This window comes from Pantoea sp. AG702 (genome assembly GCF_003182295.1).
Taxonomy (GTDB): domain Bacteria; phylum Pseudomonadota; class Gammaproteobacteria; order Enterobacterales; family Enterobacteriaceae; genus Pantoea; species Pantoea ananatis.
In genome coordinates, this window is the sequence record NZ_QGTU01000004.1 from 181,512 (window position 1) to 200,023 (window position 18,512).

Annotated in this window: 17 protein-coding genes; 4 read left to right on the forward strand and 13 right to left on the reverse strand. The window is 54.0% G+C overall.

Going from position 1 to position 18,512, the window contains the following annotated elements; all coding sequences use genetic code 11:
- The first annotated feature begins 638 nt into the window (after positions 1 to 638).
- Positions 639 to 2,072: an aldehyde dehydrogenase gene (gene aldA / locus DFO57_RS13165; protein ID WP_014594041.1), complete on the forward strand. Its 1,434-nt coding sequence runs from the start codon at positions 639 to 641 to the stop codon at positions 2,070 to 2,072.
- A gap of 220 nt (positions 2,073 to 2,292) precedes the next feature.
- Here the strand turns inward: aldA and DFO57_RS13170 are convergent, their stop codons facing one another.
- The 5 genes from DFO57_RS13170 to DFO57_RS13190 all read right to left on the reverse strand — a co-directional run bounded on the left by DFO57_RS13170 (position 2,293) and on the right by DFO57_RS13190 (position 6,181).
- The gene (locus DFO57_RS13170) at positions 2,293 to 2,514 is read right to left on the reverse strand and encodes a SymE family type I addiction module toxin (protein WP_013026323.1); all 222 of its coding nucleotides are present in this window, start codon (positions 2,512 to 2,514) and stop codon (positions 2,293 to 2,295) included.
- Positions 2,515 to 2,816: 302 nt separating this feature from the next.
- Positions 2,817 to 3,647, reverse strand: a complete 831-nt coding sequence (locus DFO57_RS13175) for a hypothetical protein (RefSeq protein ID WP_013026324.1) — start codon at positions 3,645 to 3,647, stop codon at positions 2,817 to 2,819.
- Positions 3,648 to 3,682: 35 nt separating this feature from the next.
- Positions 3,683 to 4,165: a type VI secretion system tube protein Hcp gene (locus DFO57_RS13180; RefSeq protein ID WP_013026325.1), complete on the reverse strand. Its 483-nt coding sequence runs from the start codon at positions 4,163 to 4,165 to the stop codon at positions 3,683 to 3,685.
- A 30-nt stretch (positions 4,166 to 4,195) separates the two neighbouring features.
- Positions 4,196 to 4,678 (reverse strand): type VI secretion system tube protein Hcp, encoded by a 483-nt coding sequence (locus DFO57_RS13185; protein WP_013026326.1) that lies wholly within the window; start codon positions 4,676 to 4,678, stop codon positions 4,196 to 4,198.
- Positions 4,679 to 5,158: 480 nt separating this feature from the next.
- Positions 5,159 to 6,181, reverse strand: coding sequence for an LLM class flavin-dependent oxidoreductase (locus tag DFO57_RS13190; RefSeq protein WP_110015406.1), 1,023 nt, complete (start codon positions 6,179 to 6,181; stop codon positions 5,159 to 5,161).
- A 269-nt stretch (positions 6,182 to 6,450) separates the two neighbouring features.
- Here DFO57_RS13190 and DFO57_RS13195 point away from each other — a divergent pair, with 269 nt between their 5' ends.
- A complete protein-coding gene (locus DFO57_RS13195; RefSeq protein WP_072136934.1) occupies positions 6,451 to 7,365 on the forward strand; it encodes a ketopantoate reductase family protein in 915 nt (304 codons plus the stop codon).
- Positions 7,366 to 7,457: 92 nt separating this feature from the next.
- Positions 7,458 to 8,516, forward strand: coding sequence for a LacI family DNA-binding transcriptional regulator (locus DFO57_RS13200; RefSeq protein WP_015699965.1), 1,059 nt, complete (start codon positions 7,458 to 7,460; stop codon positions 8,514 to 8,516).
- Between the two features lie 100 nt (positions 8,517 to 8,616).
- Here DFO57_RS13200 and tmaR read toward each other — a convergent pair whose 3' ends face one another.
- The 3 genes from tmaR to dacD all read right to left on the reverse strand — a co-directional run bounded on the left by tmaR (position 8,617) and on the right by dacD (position 11,530).
- Positions 8,617 to 8,943 carry a PTS system regulator TmaR gene (tmaR, locus tag DFO57_RS13205; RefSeq protein WP_013026330.1) on the reverse strand — a complete coding sequence of 109 codons (327 nt, stop codon included), beginning with the start codon at positions 8,941 to 8,943 and terminating at the stop codon, positions 8,617 to 8,619.
- Between the two features lie 160 nt (positions 8,944 to 9,103).
- On the reverse strand, positions 9,104 to 10,159 hold the full coding sequence (locus DFO57_RS13210) for an FUSC family protein (protein WP_024471873.1): 1,056 nt from the start codon (positions 10,157 to 10,159) through the stop codon (positions 9,104 to 9,106).
- Positions 10,160 to 10,372: 213 nt separating this feature from the next.
- Positions 10,373 to 11,530 (reverse strand): serine-type D-Ala-D-Ala carboxypeptidase DacD, encoded by a 1,158-nt coding sequence (dacD, locus tag DFO57_RS13215; RefSeq protein WP_014605477.1) that lies wholly within the window; start codon positions 11,528 to 11,530, stop codon positions 10,373 to 10,375.
- A gap of 198 nt (positions 11,531 to 11,728) precedes the next feature.
- On the opposite strand from dacD, the gene sbcB reads away from it, so the two are divergent.
- On the forward strand, positions 11,729 to 13,150 hold the full coding sequence (sbcB, locus tag DFO57_RS13220; protein WP_110015407.1) for an exodeoxyribonuclease I: 1,422 nt from the start codon (positions 11,729 to 11,731) through the stop codon (positions 13,148 to 13,150).
- A gap of 47 nt (positions 13,151 to 13,197) precedes the next feature.
- On the opposite strand, the gene DFO57_RS13225 is transcribed toward sbcB, so the two are convergent.
- From DFO57_RS13225 to ltnD, 5 genes are all read right to left on the reverse strand, one after another.
- Entirely contained in the window at positions 13,198 to 14,553 is a 1,356-nt protein-coding gene (locus DFO57_RS13225) for a GntP family transporter (RefSeq protein ID WP_014594048.1), read from the reverse strand.
- A 128-nt stretch (positions 14,554 to 14,681) separates the two neighbouring features.
- The gene (locus tag DFO57_RS13230) at positions 14,682 to 15,467 is read right to left on the reverse strand and encodes an HPr family phosphocarrier protein (RefSeq protein WP_110015408.1); all 786 of its coding nucleotides are present in this window, start codon (positions 15,465 to 15,467) and stop codon (positions 14,682 to 14,684) included.
- Entirely contained in the window at positions 15,467 to 16,093 is a 627-nt protein-coding gene (locus tag DFO57_RS13235) for an aldolase (RefSeq protein ID WP_014605475.1), read from the reverse strand. The genes DFO57_RS13230 and DFO57_RS13235 overlap by 1 nt, the downstream gene beginning before the upstream one ends.
- Entirely contained in the window at positions 16,086 to 17,348 is a 1,263-nt protein-coding gene (gene otnK / locus DFO57_RS13240; protein ID WP_013026337.1) for a 3-oxo-tetronate kinase, read from the reverse strand. The genes DFO57_RS13235 and otnK overlap by 8 nt, the downstream gene beginning before the upstream one ends.
- Complete coding sequence (ltnD, locus tag DFO57_RS13245) at positions 17,348 to 18,253, reverse strand: L-threonate dehydrogenase (RefSeq protein ID WP_013026338.1); 906 nt, start codon at positions 18,251 to 18,253, stop codon at positions 17,348 to 17,350. The genes otnK and ltnD overlap by 1 nt, the downstream gene beginning before the upstream one ends.
- Between the last annotated feature and the right edge of the window lie 259 nt (positions 18,254 to 18,512).

The window sequence follows — 18,512 nt, forward strand, 5'->3', positions numbered from 1 at the left end:
AACCGCTTATTATTCGAGATATTTTTGTTGTTTGTTGTGTTGATCGGCACAGTTTTAATCTTACTGCCAGCACGCTTATTAACGTGGCAATGACATAAAGTTGAGCTGCGGGTTCGCTGCAAAGATGGTTTGGCGGACGAAGAGGGAAAACGGTCGGCAGAAAAGGTTTGTGATATGACTCAAGGCTAGTGGGGATACTGTGATCAGCGGGAGATCGCATGATGTTGGATAAGCACTCTACGATTCAGCGCAGTAGTCGCTGCGCGTGTTATTAACTGCAGTCACGCAATGAGACGTTTGCGTGGCAGGGCAAACCGAAAGGACAATCGGCCAGGGATGCCTACCGTCAAAAGCCTACCGCTTCGTCATTGACTGCGCGGGCAGGCACGGGCTTATCGCCATCCCAGGCGTTCCGGCATTTGCTGGCGAATACAGGGTTTCAGCCCGTCGCCCCTTCTTATAAGACGCTGACCGCTCAGATAACAAAACACGCTGTGGAAATGCTGGCTTCGTCGTGTCTTTCTTCCCTTCCCTGCCATCTGCAGTGCGGCTTTGGCAAAGATAAAAAGGTGTATCGTCGTGATCTGTTTCACTCTGTTTTCACATAACGTTAACGAGTTAAACGCGGAGCCCTGCATATGACAACACATCATCAACATTTCATTAATGGTGTTTTTGTGCCTAATCACAACGAAAAGTGGATTGAAGTGATTAATCCTGCTACCGAAGCGCTACTGTCACGCATTCCTCAAGGCACGCGTCAGGACGCCGCAGACGCTATCGCCGCTGCCGATGCCGCGCAGCCGGGCTGGGAAGCCTTACCGGCCGTGGAGCGCGGCAGCTGGCTGCGTAAAATTGCCACAGCCATTCGTCAGCGTGAACCCGAACTCAGCGCCACTATCGTGGCAGAAGGCGGTAAAACCCAGGGGCTGGCAAAAACCGAAGTGCTTTTTACCGCTGATTACCTGGACTACATGTCCGAATGGGCGCGACGCTACGAAGGTGAGATTGTGAACAGCGATCGTCCTAATGAAAATATTTTCGTCTTTAAAAAAGCGATTGGCGTCACTACCGGCATCTTACCGTGGAACTTCCCGTTTTTTTTGATTGCGCGTAAAGCGGCGCCGGCACTGATTACCGGCAATACGATTGCGATAAAACCGAGTGAGTTGACGCCCAATAACGCGGCCCTGTTTGCACAGATCGTTGCGGATATCGGCCTGCCAAAAGGTGTGTTCAATGTTGTTTACGGCTACGGCCCTGAGATCGGTCAGGAGCTGGCTGGCAACGAAAAAGTGGGGTTGGTAAGCCTGACGGGCAGCGTTAATGCCGGGATTGCCGCCATGGAAGCGGCAGCAAAAAACGTTACCAAAGTCTCTCTGGAGCTGGGGGGTAAAGCGCCGGCCATTGTAATGGATGATGCCGACCTCGATCTGGCAGTAAAGGCCATTGTCAGCTCTCGCGTCATTAATACAGGTCAGGTCTGCAACTGCGCAGAGCGGGTTTATGTACAGGAAGGGATTTATGACCGCTTTATCAGCGCACTGACAGAGGCGATGCAACACGTGACGTTTGGCAATCCGGCTGAAAAAAACGATATCGATATGGGGCCACTGATCACCGCCGCCGCGCTGGCGCGGGTTGAGCAAAAAGTTGCCAGGGCAGTAGAAGAAGGCGGCAGGGTTGTGTTGGGCGGTAAACGGGCGGGGCGCGAGGGCTTTTACTTCGAGCCCACGATTATTACCGGCGTACGCCAAGAGATGGAGATTATGCGTGAGGAAATTTTTGGCCCGGTGCTTCCTGTAATGACCTTTAAAACGCTCGAAGAAGCTATCGCACTGGCCAATGACTGTGAGTACGGCCTGACTTCCTCAATCTACACTCAGAACCTGACCACCACGATGACCGCCCTGCGTCAGCTGAAGTTTGGTGAAACCTACGTTAACCGCGAGAATTTTGAAGCCATGCAGGGATTCCATGCCGGCTGGCGCAAATCTGGCATCGGCGGTGCTGATGGTCGTCATGGGCTCGAGGAATATCTGCAAACGCATGTTGTGTATTTGCAGTGTTAACGACGGCGGTTTGCGGCCCTGCCGGGTCGCACCCTGAGGAGGTTAAAACGGATGGCATTTCCTTATTGGCAACTGAATTCACGCGGTGAAGGAAACCGCGTTATCTGTTTGTTCTGCCAATAAAGTAGGCCAGGCGGTTTTATGCTCACCTGACCTGAATTCAAGGGGCAACCCGCAACGCTGCCTTTGAGAAGTGAGCAATCAATCACACCTTTCCGTTTTATGACTTATCGACCCGCAGCACAATGCATCCTTCGCTAATTTCTGCCGAGACCCGCGTGCCGGTATCAAATCCGGCTTCACGCAACCATTTGCCGCTGATATTCAGCGCAGGCGTGCTGGTGTCGCCAAAATTAGGTACGTAGCCGACTTTGTACCGGCGCTGAGTTTTTGAAATCGCGGAAGACGGTTTCTGAACAAGATTAAGCGTGGTAACAGACATTGAATAATCTCCCTTATTTGATGATGGTGTATTTACACAATGCGCCAGCCATGGCTGTAAAAAATTAAAAGCATATCTGTTAAAAATTTATGCTGGCTGTCTGGCCAGTAGCGTTTTTAGCGTCCCGTTATCTGCTTTTACAAAGCAGATAAAACATAGCGCCTAAAGTAGATGATAACAAGCCAGGTGCTGGAACCCGGCTCGCACAATTTGACTTATGCCCCTTTTATCAAGGATCATTCATCCGGGTTGCCGAAGCGTTAAAATGCACCATCTGGAGGTTTAGATTGACGGGCGCGGAATTAGGGAATGTCCATCGCAGTCAGGTAGCCATATTCAATCTTTGTTAAAGTCAATTGCTCATTCTGATTAAAAAACAGCTTCACAAAATTCGCACTATCACCAATGAGCTCGACGCGCTGATACTCTGTAAAAGTAAATTGATTTAAAATATACGACATTCTTTCACGGTGTGCTGCTGGAATAGGGTTTTTAGATATGACCTCCCCTGCAAAAGTCGGCTCTGTGTCTTTGGAGGGTTTAAAATTATGTTTTTTCAACTTTGCCTTCTGAGAAAAAGCAACGAGCGCATCATGCGCGCTGTTAAAATTGTCTGCCAGATTTTTCAAATGTGCAGCTAATTGATTAATTGACAGGGTGCGGTTATTTGAATGGTACGATAAACCAATTCCGCCAAGACTCGCCACAGCAGGGACGATACTTCGTCCAACGATGCTAAATAAACCTGCAGTTGAGGTCCAAAAGATTGCCAATAAGGTGGCTGAACTTAACGCAACGGCTCCCATTGAAGTGGTATTATAATGCTGTACAGGAATGCCGAGTATGCGATTGTTAATATGCTTTATCTCACCATTCGGCCGCCGCCCTGTAGCCTGCTCTGTGGGAGGGTTTTTAAAACGACTGTTACTGTTATTTTTATAATCGTTCAACGCACTGGCAATAACACTGGTTTCCCTTTTAGAAAGACTGGCAATTTCCATCGGCTCAAGCGAACTCATCAGAATCAATGATTCTTTGAGAATTTCAGAGGGTAAAAAGCTGCCTGAAGTATCAGAATTTAAACTGGGATTCGTCGTGAGTCCCTCAATCACATGTATGCCTGGAAATGCCATAATAACCTCTTTTTAAGATGTAACAGTTCCTTTGATTAGCTTTCTTTATTTTGCTTGATATCCCAACCCATCTGCACAGAAGCGGCTTTCGTTCCCTGAGAAGCCTGTTCCCAGTATTCCAGCGCTACCTTGCTGGCTTGAAAGGAATACTGCATACCCAGCGTGGACGCGTGACCAATGCCGGTAAAGTCAGTCTGCGTAACCAGCACATCTTCAAGCGTGATGCGAGTATATTCCACTTCCTGCCCGCCTGCCTTGCAAACAGACAGCTGAATTTTTGGCAGATGTTTACCACTGGCACAATATTTCACTAACGCCGGTGTGGCCTTATCGATCAATGCCTCAACGCTTAAATCGCGATAATTCACTTTTCCCGCACCGCCACCACCGCCAACGGACATATTACCTGGTTGCTGCGCGCCCCAGTTAAATGACAGAACATCTATCCATTTTTTATGGTTTGCATTTTGCGACTCACCTTCAATTCCATCTATTTTCAAAAAGATATCAATAGCCATTTTTCACCTTTATTTTAAGGGCGGATTAACTCAGCTCTCTTTATTTTGTTTAATATCCCAACCGGCTTTGCTTTCCGCCCCTTTGGTACCGCTGGCACTTTGTTCCCAGTAGCTGGTAGACACTTTGGATGCCTGAAAGGCGTAGTCCACCACAATGGTGTCACCTTGCCCTACTCCGTTAAAATCCGTTGCCGTAACCAGTACATCTTCCAGCACAATCTTCGTGTACTCAATTTGGTTGCCACCGGCTTTGCAAACCGACAGTTCTACCTTTGAAACATGCTTTCCGCTGGAGCAGTATTTAAGAATGGCAGCAGTGGATTTGTCGATTAACGCTTTAACACGCAGATCGTTGAAATTCACTTTTCCTGAGCCGCCACCGCCACCTACCGCCATATTACCGGGTTGCGAAGCCCCCCAGTTAAATGAGAGCACGTCGGTCCATCCTTTATGATTGCTGTCCTGTGATTCTCCAGTAGTCCCTTCAACTTTCAAATAAATATCAATCGCCATTAATTTTTTCCGATTACGCTGTGATAATGATGAAACGGGTGTTGCAATCCGTTATATTCGGCAGGTTCAGACAGAATTTAGAGCCATTTGAATTAAGAAACAGGCAGCAGCATATCAATGCTGTTGCATCGTGCTAACAGAAATAGTAACGCCTGAGAGTTTTCTCAGTAAATATGAATATGTCAGGTAACCAGAATACAGTTAACCTTGAAGGCCTTTATACATTAATAAAATTAACACAACTTCATGTCAATTCATTTACAACTAACAATGTATTATTGAGATAAATCTGAAAGCTGATGTTTTCAGCGGCTGATAGTTTCAGAGGTTAATAACGCTAAACATCTCGCTGCACTGGCCAGCAATATTATCGGCGGGGAATGTGAGAAATATTACAGTAGAAGAGGCATTATTATTTTAGTAAAAACCCCACGCAGCGAGGACTGTGTGGGGTTATTAATCTGGCAAGATCAAGCAGGCTTAACGCCAGCCCAGCTCCGGCGCCACGTACTTCAGAATCGATTCAATGACGTGTGCGTTGTAGTCCACGCCCAACTGATTCGGTACAGTGAGCAGCAGTGTATCCGCTTCGGCAATCGCCTCATCCTCTGCCAACAGTTTGATCAGTTTTTCCGGCTCGGCGGCATAGCTGCGACCAAAGATGGCACGGGTTTTCTCATCCAGAAAACCGACTGAATCCTGATCCTGTCCACTGCGGCCAAAGTAAGCCCGATCCATATCGTTCACCAGCGCAAAAATACTGCGACTGACGGATACCCGTGGCTTACGCGAGTGTCCTGCCGCTTTCCATGCTTCACGGTAGGCGCGGATCTGTTTTGCCTGCTGGATGTGGAACGGCTCGCCGGTTTCGTCATCTTTCAGCGTCGAGCTTTGCAGGTTCATGCCCATCTTCGCCGCCCATACTGACGTGGCGTTGGAGCCCGAACCCCACCAGATGCGATCGCGCAGGCCTTCAGACAGCGGCTCAAGACGCAGCAGGCCCGGTGGATTCGGGAACATCGGCTGTGGATTCGGTTTGGCAAAACCTTCGCCACGCAGCGCATCAAGGAAAACTTCTGTGTGGCGACGGCCCATGTCCGCACCCGTCTCGCCTTCCTGCGGCGCATAACCAAAATAGCGCCAGCCCTCAATCACCTGCTCTGGCGAGCCGCGGCTCAGGCCCAACTGCAGGCGACCGTTGGAAATCAGATCGGCAGCGCTGGCATCCTCCACCATATAGAGCGGATTTTCATAGCGCATATCGATAACGCCAGTACCTATTTCAATTTTTTTGGTGCGAGCGCCGACCGCTGCCAGCAGTGGAAACGGCGAGCTAAGTTGGCGGGCGAAGTGATGCACACGGAAATAGGCACCATCGGCCCCGAGTTCTTCTGCCGCTACCGCTAAATCTATAGACTGCAGCAACACGTCCTGAGCAGAACGCGTGGCGGACTGCGATGATGGCGTCCAGTGGCCGAATGAGAGAAAACCAATCTTTTTCATCTGTAACGTCTCCTGACGAAAGAACAATGCTTTCGCGTGATAAACCTCAATGAAATAAGGTTACGCCAGCCGCGCCGTGACGGATAGTGAATATCCTTAAGCGCTACATTCAAGAATTTTGACATAGCTTGCGCTGACCTGACTGTGGTCAGTGCACTATTCTGTGTGGGTGCAGATTGTAATAATGCTTGCGGGCAGATTGGGTTTTAACGCATAACGTAAATCACTGCCCTGCATCTGGGCAGATGCGTTCAATGGAGGAAGAAGGGATGCGTATTTTGATTGTAGGTGCGGGGGCAACCGGCGGCTATTTTGGCGCACGGCTGATACAGGCCGGGCAGAATGTGACCTTCCTGGTCCGTGAAGGCCGTTTTAATCAGTTACAACAAACCGGCCTGGTGTTGCAGACCCGCTCAGGGCAGGAAACGCTTGAACCCCAGTTGGTCACCGCCGCCAGGCTTGACGCGCATTACGACTTAATCATCTTAACGGTTAAAAGTACCGGCCTGGCGCAGGCGATTCACGACATCCAGCCGGCTGTCGGGCCACAAACCCTGATCATGCCGATTCTGAATGGCATGCGGCATATTGACACCTTGCTCACCCACTTCGGTGCCGATCGGGTGATCGGTGGCTTGTGCAAAATCAACGCCACGTTGAACGATAAAGGCCATGTGGTGCAGTTGACGCCCTTACACCAGATCTATTACGGCGCACTGGATGGCAACAACGATGACCGACTGCAGCAGGTCGATGCCGCGCTACGTGGTAGTGCCGTGGAAACGTTTTTTTCCGACAATATTATCGGTGAGTTATGGGAAAAATGGCTGCTGTTAAGCACGCTCGGCGCGGTGTGTTGTCTGGCGCGGGGGAATACGCAACAGATACTGACCCAGGCCGGTGGCGAGATGCTGCTTCAGGGCATTTACAGTGAGGTGCTTCAGGTTATCTGCGCGGAGGGCTATCAGCCCCGCCCTGCCGTTACCGCAAAAATTTATGAATTGCTGAACGATCCGTCGACGCCGATGACCTCCTCCATGTATCGTGATTTGACCCAGGGTTTTGCTATTGAAGCCGATACGATCATTGGCGACCTGCTGCTACGAGCCAGTCGTCATGGTATGACTGTGCCACTGTTGAATGCGGTAAATGTTAACCTGCAAATCTATCAACAGAACCGTTAAACACGGATGTGATGGGAAAGCAGCCGCGCCGTCGCAGGGCGCGCGAGTAACGGAATTTTGTTACACTCGCTGCCTCATCTTTTGGAGGAATAATGACGTCCCGCTCTGTGACCCTTGATGATGTTGCCCAACTGGCTGGCGTTTCCTATCAAACGGTTTCTCGCGTGCTTAACCGCTCTGAGCAGGTTTCCCCCCGCACCCGTGAAAAAGTTGAAGCGGCGATGCAGCAGCTTAACTATGTGCCCAATCGGGTCGCACAGCAGCTGGCGGGAAAAGCGACCCGAACCTTAGGCCTTGCAACCAGTAACCTGGCCCTGATGGCCCCGGCGCAGATTGCTTCGGCCATTCAGCAGCGCGCCGCCAGCGCCGGTTATCACCTGGTGATCGCGATGGACAGTGAGGATAATGCGGAAGCGACAGTGAATGAACTGATGGCCCAGCGCGTGGATGCGGTGCTGATCAATATGCCGTTAGAGGCGGCCGAGGCGGAAAAAATCCGCGTGATGTGCGGTAAAAAGCCGGTGCTGTTTCTGGATGCCGATCCCCATGCTCTCGTATCTCATTGCCAGTATTCAAACGAACAAGGGGCGCGTGCCGCCGTTGCACATCTGATTGCGCTCGGGCACCGGCAAATTGGCCTGCTGAATGGCCCGGTGCGCTCAGTGTCGGCTCGTCAGCGCGAAGCGGTCTGGCGTCAGGCGCTGGCAGAGCATCAGTTATCTCCCTGCTGCGTCCTGCGCGGCGACTGGAGCGCCAAATCCGGCTATCAGGCGATGCTGGCGCAACTCCCGAATGCCCTGCCCCAGGCGCTTTTAGTGGCGAATGATGAGATGGCGCTGGGCGCGATGCGGGCGCTACATCAGCACGGCGTGGCGATTCCGGGCGATATTTCTCTTGTCGGCTACGATGACACGGCAGAAAGCGCCTGGTACCAGCCGCCACTGACCACCATTCGCCAGGATCTTCAGCAGCTCGGCACCCACAGCGTGGATCAGGTGCTGGCCGAACTGCGGGGTGAAGCGGTGGCGTCACGTACCCTGGAGCCGATGCTGGTGATCAGAGAAACCACCGCAGCGCCCGCCAGCCAAAACCTGGACTTATCGGATCTGGCGCGTCAACTCCAGCAGATTGCACGTAGGCTGACCCGCTAAGTCTTCACCGACGTCTCTCAGCCATAAAAAAAGCCCGCCCAACCTGAAGGTTGCGCGGGCAGGTTATCCGCAGCGAAGGGTTTCCGTTATTCGCGCACCCTTACGGCGCTTTGGTTTCACCCACGCCCATGGTCTTGAGCTTTTTAGACAGCTCACGGCGCTCTTTCGAGAGGTCGGCGTTTTTGATGATGTATTCATCCACGCGATCTTCATAGTCCGCACGCATGCTGGCGATGATTTCCTGTATCGCTTCCACGCTCATGCCGGGTTTAATGTATTCGCTCAGGTTGTCCAGCAGCAGAACACGCTTTTGGTTGTCACGAATTTTCTTCTCATTATCGACAATTTCACGCTGCAGTTTGTTCTTGCGGCGAAACGTACGGACAAACTCAAGTACGTCCTGAAATGATTGCTTGGCATTTTCCATGATGGCACCTTTCTTTAAGCCTGCTAAAGCAGGGAGAGAGTCAAAACGATCAGCTTAGCGGCTAGCCAGCCTTAAGGGCAATTCTCACAGCTAAATTCGGACTGGCTCTTATCTTAGCGCAAAAAAACCGGGTTTCGCATTAAGTCATTGTCTGAGGTGATTATTTACGCAGCGCCAGACGCAGTAAGTCCGTCATGCGCTCCAGTTGCTTCGCCAGCTCCAGACTCAACCAGACATAGCCATAAATTGGCGTTTCCTCCAGACGGTCACTGCCGCTGGCGATCAACTGCTTAAGTTCATTGACGATTTCCGTTAACTCATGGTTGGCCGCGATGATGTCATAGGTTTCCCCTTTCACCGCCATCTCCGACAACGTTCGTAGCGCGTTTTCCGTCATCTGCTGAGTACGGCGCAGCGTCGGCGCATTCAGCATAATCAGATGGCTTTCCCTTGATGCCCACCAGGCATTAATTTGCATCTCAATGGTGTACACCATATTACGGTTTATGGTCTGAATCGCTTCAAATACCGATTTAGGAATACGCGTTTCTTTGCTGGACGGCTCCAACAGCGCGCGCATTTTGATGACGCTGGAGAGCAACTTCCCAAAGGGCTTATTCAGTCGCGGCTTTTCCACCAGGTTAGCGGAAAAACCTGCATGATAGATTTTTGCCATCTCGCCCAGCGTATCCGAAAGCTGGATACGCCAGTGAATGTAGGCGCGCTGTGCCCAGACAGCGGTAAATATCAGCGCCAGCAGCGAGCCTAAAATCACATCGCCGCCACGCCACATGGCGACGGTGAAATCCCCCATTGGCGCGCCGACCACTACGCAGAGCGTAATGCCAATCAACAGCGCCATATAGGGATGCTTTCCCAGGGTCAGATAGCCGCTGATAAACATGATCAGCGCGCACCAGGCCAGCATGCCCGGTAGCGAAATCATCTCCAGCTTGAGCGCAATCAATCCCGAAATTGACCCGGCAATCGTGCCGCCAATGCGCTGAATGGCGCGGGGAAACACATTGCCCCACGTGGAAATCGGCCCCATCACCACCACCAGCGTAATCAGCGGCCAGGTGCCTTCGGGAATGCCGGTCATCCGCACAAACAAAAAGGCAAAAAGAAACGCCACCGCGATGCGCAAGCCGTGCACGCTACGGTAATGGCGATATAACCAGAATTCCAGATTAGAGATGGGCTTATCAGAGCGCAAGATAGCTGTCCGCGGGTAAAGAGATGATTCTACGCGATGCACCGTGTGAGTCCTGGCGCGCCGTCAATATTTTAGTCAATACGTGACACATTGGGCCATTATCACCAACCTGTGGCGGTAAATCAGCAAAATAAAACGTTCAGGTGGCAATAGGGTCCTGCGATGCGAGCCCTCGCGGCACCTGCCCGGCAGGCAGGTGCGCGTGGCCTGAGATTAAAACTTACGTTTCAGATAGTCGGAGAGGCGGCTAAACATGCCGGCTTCGTTAACGGCACTGAGCGCCACCAGCGGATAACTGGCAATCTGCTTGTCTTTATCCATGACCTGAATCTCACCAATGTTCTCATTGGCTTTCAGCGGTGCTTCCAGATCGCTACGGTTAATCACGTATTTGGCTTTCACGTTCGGAATTTCACTGCGCGGGAGCGACAGGTAAACATCATTTGCCGTGCCCACCTCAACCTGATGCGGATTGCCGTACCACACGTGTTCGCTGCCGATCTTCTTGCCCGCATGGAACAGTTGGACCGTGTCGAACGTATTCTGGCCCCAGACCAGCAGTTTACGCGCCTGCTCTTCGCGCCCTTTCGCGCTTTTACCGCCCATCACCACGGCAATCAGGCGATGCTGACCGACCACATTTGAGGCGATGATATTAAATCCTGCGGTTTCGGTATGACCTGTTTTCAGACCATCCACGTGAAGACTGTTATCCCACAGCAGACCATTACGGTTGTTCTGAGTGATGCCATTCCAGGTCAGGGTTTTCTCACGGTACATGGCATAGAAATCCGGCTCGCCGTCGATGATAGCGCGAGACAGCTTTGCCATGTCCAGCGCACTGGAGAACTGTCCTGGCGCATCCAGACCGTGGACGGTTTCGAAATGGGTATTGGTCAGGCCCAGTTTCTCCACGTAATGATTCATCAACTTCACAAAGTTGTCCTGGCTGCCCGCGACATAATCGGCCAGCGCCACGCAGGCATCGTTACCCGAATCGATAATGACACCGCGGCTTAAGTCGCGCACGCTCAGCTTATCGCCCGGTTTCAGGAACATGAGCGATGAACCTTTAAAGACCGGATTGCCTGCGGCCCAGGCGTCTTTCCCCACGGTGACCATATCGTCGCGCGTAATTTTCTTTTGATCGATGGCGCGGTCAACGACATAGCCCGTCATTAACTTGGTCAGGCTGGCCGGATTGCGGCGTTCGTCAGGATTGCCCGCCGTAAGCACCTGCCCCGTGGTGGCATCCATTAGCACCCATGATGCGGCATCGATCGCCGGTGGCGTCACGGGAAACGGCATATCGTCGGCCTGTGCCAGCGAAGCCCAAAAAACAGTTACGGTAATTAACAGACGCCTTTTCAACACTTCATCCTTAGTTGCACAAATAAAACAGACGGGAACAGCCGGACGTTTTACGGCAAAAGCCTTAAGAAGGTTTAATTAAATTGAAAAAAAATATGAACTGCCGGGTGCCACCACGCAGCTTTGGTCAGTACGGTTGTGCTGGCGAGCGCAGAAGACTATCCTGAACGTTGATTTTTTTGCAGACAGGACAGCGACGTGCCCGCCTCTGAATTCACTTTCTTATTCCATGATTACGAAACCTTCGGCACCAGTCCTTCACGGGATCGTCCGGCGCAGTTTGCCGGGTTACGTACCGACAGCAACTTTAATCCGGTTGGCGAGCCAGAGGTGTTTTACTGCCGTCCGCCGGACGACTATCTGCCCCAGCCTGAAGCGGTAATGATTACCGGTATTACGCCGCAAATTGCCGCCTCGCGGGGCGTCAGCGAGGCCGAGTTTGCCGCCCGCATTCATGCCCTGTTCACCGCCGAACAAACCTGCGTGGTGGGCTACAACAACGTGCGCTTCGACGATGAAGTGACACGCAATATTTTCTACCGCAACTTCTACGATCCCTATAGCTGGAGCTGGCAAAACGGTAACTCTCGCTGGGATTTGCTGGACGTGATGCGTGCCTGCTATGCGCTGCGGCCCGAAGGCATCAACTGGCCCGAAAATGAAGACGGTTTTCCCAGCTTCCGGCTGGAGCACCTGACCAAAGCCAACGGCGTAGCCCATGAAAACGCCCACGATGCGATGTCGGATGTCTATGCCACACTCGCAATGGCGAAACTGGTGAAAGAGAAACAGCCTAAGCTGTTCGAGTTTTTGTTTACGCATCGCAACAAAAACAAACTCATGACCCTGATCGATATTCCACAGATGAAGCCGCTGGTGCACGTTTCCGGCATGTTTGGCGCAGCACGCGGCAATACCAGTTGGGTGGTGCCGCTTGCCTGGCATCCGGATAACCGCAATGCGCTGATCGTGGTCGACCTGGCCGGCGATATGACGCCGCTTTTAACACTGGATGCCGACAGCCTGCGCGAACGTCTCTACACGCGCAAAAGCGAGTTGGGCGATCAATCAGCCATTCCCGTTAAGCTGGTGCACATCAATAAGTGCCCCGTGCTGGCTCCGGCGAATACCCTGCGGCCTGAAGATGCCGGGCGGTTGGGCATCGATCGCAAGTCTTGTCTGGATAATCTGGCGACGCTGCGTCAGCATCCTGAAATACGTGAAAAGCTGGTGGCGATATTTGCCGATGCGGAACCCTTTACGCCGTCGGATGATGTGGATACCCAGCTCTACGATGGCTTCTTTAGCGATGCCGATCGGGCGGGCATGAACATTATTCGCCAGACGGCGCCGGCTAACCTGCCCGCGCTGGATCTGACGTTTGACAGTCCGCGCGTGGCGAAGCTGCTGTTTCGTTATCGGGCGCGGAACTTCCCCGGCACCCTGGATGATGCTGAACAACAGCGCTGGCTGCAGCACCGTCGCGAAGTACTGAATCCGGATAAGGTGCAGTCGTTTTTGATGGAGCTGGAATCGCTGGCCAGCCTGCATGAAAGCGATCAGGAAAAGCTGGCCCAGTTAAAAGCGCTGTATCTGTATGCGCAGGAACTGGTGTCCTGACGCTCAGACTGGCCGGGAAACGCGAATCGCCTTTCCCGGCCAACATATCAAATCACAAACCACAGCGCCCACGTCAGAACAAAACCGGTCATCCCCATCAGGGTTGTCAGTACCGTCCAGGTTTTTAATCCATCCGCTACCGACAGGCCCAGATAGCGCGTCACCACCCAGAAGCCCGCATCGTTGACATGAGACAGTCCTAGCCCGCCGAAGCACACTGCCAGCGTGACCAGAACACGGTGCATATCATCAATGCCGGTCACGGCCTGCGTCAGTAGTCCGCTGGTGGTAAGAATCGCGACGGTAGCCGACCCCTGCGAGGCGCGCAGCGCCAGCGACAGAATAAAGGCCGCGGGGATTAATGGCAGGTGCAGCGTTTCCAGCGCTAGCGCCAGCGCTTTACCGACGCCGGACTCCACCAGCACCTTCCCAAAGGCCCCACCCGCGCCCGCCACCAGAATCACGCTCGCCGATCCGGGGATGGCCCGGCCGGTCAGATCTTCCAGCTTATCTTTGCTCCAGCCACGGCGGATGCCCAGTAGCCAGGCGGCCAGGCCCAACGCAATCAGCAGCGCTATGGGCGGTGTGCCAATCACCGTCATGATTTTACCTGGCAGGCTGTCCTGCGCCAGCAGCGAGTGAGACAGCGTACCTAATACAATCAGCACAATTGGCACCACGATCAAACCGCTGATGGTCAGCGCACCCGGCGGTGCAGGTTCATTTTTCTTCTGCGCGCCTTCCGGCTTCGCCATCTGCAGCTGCTCCAGCACCTCGACCGACAGATGATACTGGCGACGGTTCATCACCTTTGCGACGTAATAACCTAAAATGCCGACCGGCACCGAGACCAGAATCCCCAACATCATCAGCCAGCCCATATCGGTGTGCAAAATGGCCGCAGCGGCCGCGGCACCCGGATGGGTAGGCAGCGCCACGTGTACCGTTAACATCACACCGGCCATTGGCAGGCCAAACTTCAGGGGAGAAACCCGCGCCACTTTGGTAAAGCCGTAGATCAGCGGGATAACAATGATAAAACCCACTTCAAAAAACACCGGGATGCCCAGAATAAAGGCGGCCATGGTCAGTGCAGCAACAGTGCGTTTCAGGCCCAGCGTTTTGCTGAAGCGCTGGGCCAGCGACTCGGCGCCGCCCGAAGCTTCGATAATCGCCCCGAGCATGGCTCCCAGCACGATAATGATGGTGATGTGCCCCAGCAGTCCACCCATACCGCTGATGATGGTTTCCATGATTTTTTCAGCCGGAATACCGGTGGCGATCGCCACCAGCAGGCTGACAATCAACAGGGCGACAAAGGGATGGACTTTGGCTTTAATGACCAGCAACAGCAAAATCACAATGCTGGCGGTCGCAATGGCTAACAGCAACGCAGTCGTCATAGTAAACCTCTGGAATAGTTATCTTTTTTAGCGTTTTTTGGCTACAGCTCTACCTGGTGCTGGTCCGTTTTAAAGACGACCAGAACTGCACCGCTGCCGCAGCACCGGTGTGATTTTTTAACCTTAACTCAGCGGTGTTTCGCCCAGGGCGCCAGCCAGCTCAGCCCTTCCACGGTGTCCCCGCGCGGAAAATATTCGCAGCCGATCCAGCCCTCGTAACCCACCTCATCAAGCAGGCTGAACAGCCAGGGATAGTTGATCTCGCCCTCGTCAGGTTCATGACGACTGGGCGCGGCGGCGATTTGCACATGCTGATAACGCCCGGCGTAGTGGCGAATGAGGTGGCTGAGATTGCCGTCCACCATCTGGGCATGGAACAGATCCAGTTGGGTAAAGACGTTGGGACGATCGATGAGCTCAACCATCTCCAGCGTCTGATACTGGCTGGCATAGAGATAATGGGGTTTAGTGGTGGGATTTAACGCTTCGATTAACAACCGGATGTTGTGTGGGGCGAAGCGTTCTGCTGCATAACGCATATTACCGATGAACGTCTCAACATACTGCTGGCGATCGGCACCGGAAGGGACGGTTGCCGCCATGATGTGCACCTGTGGGCAATCCAGCGCCAGCGCGTAGTCCAGTGCCCTGTCGATATCGGCTCTTGCGTCCGCTTCCCGGCCGGGAATGGCTGAAACCCCCCATTCCCCTGCAGCCACGTTGCCCGGTGCGGTATTGAACAGCACCAGTTTAAGCCCGTTGTCATCGAGCAGCGTTTTCAGTTGCTCAGCCGGATAGTCGTAAGGAAACAGAAATTCAACCGCGTCAAAGCCCGCCTGTGCAGCGGCGGCAAAGCGCTGCAGGAAAGGCACCTCATTGAACTGGGTGGACAGGTTAGCTGCAAACGTTGGCATTATCGGCTCCTGAGTTCGGCGACTTCGTCGGCGGTAAGATAGCGAATGGCCCGGTCGCCCAGGGTAAACATCAGGCGTGCGGTTTCTTCCAACTCTTCGGTATTGTCCGCGGCTTCCTGCAGGGATTTGCCCACCACCACCGGACCATGGTTCGCCAGCAGGAAAGCACGGTAGCGCGGCGCCAGAAGAGCCAGATCTTCCGCCAGTCGCGCGTCGCCGGGTTTATAGTAGGGCACCACCGGCACATCGCCCACCCGCATTACCACGTAGGGCGTAAACGGGCGGATGCAGTTCTGGCTGTCCAGATTTTGCAGGCATGAGAGCGCGGTCAGGTAGTGACTGTGCAGGTGAACCACCGCCCGGCAGTCGGGGTTATTCAGGTAGAGCGCCCGGTGAAAGGCGATCTCTTTTGAGGGTTTATCCCCGGCTATCCACTCCCCCTGTAGCGTCACTTTAGACAGGCGCTGGGCATCCAGTTCGCCCAGGCAGGAGCCGGTGGGCGTCGCCAGCAGAGTGCCATCGTCCAGCAGCAGCGACAGATTACCGGCCGATCCGGTGGCATAACCGCGCTGGAAGAAAGATGCGCCCAGCCTGACCATCTCTTCACGGGCCTGTTGTTCAGTCATGGGAAAACTCCGTTTGTGCGCGGCGGAAAAACTGTTCATCACCAAAATTGCCTGACTTCAGCGCGAGTGACAACGGCTGCCCGATATCTCTCACCCAGGGCACGCCGGGCGAAATCACCGGACCAATATGGAATGCAGTCACGCCCAGGCTTTGGGCGACCACGCCAGAGGTTTCGCCGCCTGCGACGATAAAGCGCTGCCAGCCCCGGGACTTCAGCGTGCGAGCTATCTGGGCAAACAGCTGCTCCACCGCCTCACTGCTGCGCTGTGCGCCATAGTGCTGTTGAATCGACTGCAGCTGTTGCGCATCCGCGGTGGCATAGAGCATGGGTGCGAGGGGCTCATCAGCATGCTCTGCGACCCAGTCGCATAACGCCTCGGCGTACTTTTCGTCGCTGAGGCAGCGCGACACGCTGATCTCCTGGGCGGATGCCTGCTGGCGATAGGCATTGACCTGGCGGTTGGTCATTTGTGAGCAGGAGCCCGAGAGCACTACCGCCCGTTGGCCCTGTGGGTAACCCGCGCGCTGTGCTTGCGGGTCATCGCGGTGGGTCGTTGACCACTGGCGCGCCAGGCCAATCGCCAGCCCGGAGCCGCCCGTGACCAGCCGCATCGAGGTGAGTGCTTCGCCCTGGTTCAGCAGATGTTGCTCAGTAAGCGTATCAAGCACCGCGTAATTCACCCCCTGAGCACGCAGCTGCTCAAGTTGCCGTGATATCGCGCCTGCACCCTGCTCTATCGTGGTCGCAGAGATGAGCCCGGCTTTTCCCGTGCTCTGGCTCTCCATCAGCCGTAGCAGGTTACTGTCGGTCATTGGCGTGACCGGATGATGGCGCATGCCGGAATCCGACAGCAGCTGTTCACCCACAAACAGATAACCCTGATAAACGGTGCGCCCGTTCACCGGCAACGCCGGGCAGATCACCGTCAGCGTCTCATCCAGTGCGGCCATGAGCGCATCCGTCACCGGACCGATATTGCCCGCGGAGGTGCTGTCGAACGTGGAGCAGTATTTAAAATAAAAGCGCTCACAACCTTGCGCCTGCAGCCAGCGCAGCGCGTCAAGCGACTGGCTGACGGCCTGCGCGGGCGGGCAGGATCGCGATTTCAGGCTGACCACAATGGCCTGTGCATCCGGCACAGCGGCCTGTTTCGGGATGCCGTTAAACTGAAGGGTAGAAAGCCCGTTCTGTACCAGAAAGCTGGCAATGTCGGTTGCGCCGGTAAAATCGTCGGCAATGACCCCTAACCGCATCAGATTTCCCCCTCGCGTTGAGGCAGCGTAATGCCGCTGAAGATTTTAATGACCGCACTGTCATCCTCACGGCCATAACCGGCATTGCTGGCCTCGGTGAACATATTCAGTGCGGTGGAGGCCAGCGGCAGCGGGAAATGCAGGGCTTTCGCCGTCTCGGCGACCAGGTTGAGATCTTTGACAAAGATATCTACCGCGGATGTCGGTCGGTAGTCGCCATCGACGACATGGCGCATACGGTTTTCGAACATCCACGAGTTGCCGGCCGCATTGGTCACCACCTCATACATCGTCTCCAGCGGGATCCCGGCGCGGGCGGCCAGCGCCATGGCTTCGGCCCCGACGGCAATGTGCACGCCAGCCAGCAGCTGATGAATAATCTTGACCGTCGATCCCTGACCGATTTCCGTGCCGACGCGATAAACCTTCGCGGCCACCGCATCCAGTACCGGTTGCAGGGCAGCAAACGCCTCGTCGCTGCCGGACGCCATCACGGTCATCTCGCCGCTGGCGGCTTTGGCCGCCCCGCCGGATACCGGTGCATCCAGCATCAGGAGGTGATAGTCCGCCAGTTTTGCGGCGATCTGCTGTGCATCCTGCGCGGACAAGGTGGAAGAAACCATTACCGCCGTGCCTGGCTTCAGCCTGGCGGCCAGCCCCTGCTCGCCAAACAGGATCGTGTTAACCTGTTTGGCATTCACCACGAGCAGCAGCACAGCATCAAGCTGGCTGGCAAAGGCATGCGCCGACGTCTGAGCATCGCGCGCGCCCGCCTGACGCAGCGCATCCAGCGCCTGCGGATTCAGATCCACGCCCCAGGTTGACAGCCCGGCACGAATGCAGGACTGCGCGGCGCCCATTCCCATTGAGCCTAAGCCTATGACACAAATATGTGAAACTGGCATCGCTGGCCTCCATTGTTAATTTAAGTGAATTTTTGATTTCTGTTGTTAATAGTGCCAATAAACGACGCGCAAAAACGTGTCCTTATTCACATAAATTAACTCAAAGAGGCCACTGTAAAACATTTTTTCACATCACTCACCGCTTGCTATTCCCCCACCCGGGCAGTGAATGCGCGGTTTTTCAGGAAAAATAGAGTCAAAATTTCCATGTTTCTTCACATGACGATGCTCTACAATGTGAAAAAATGATAAAACGAGG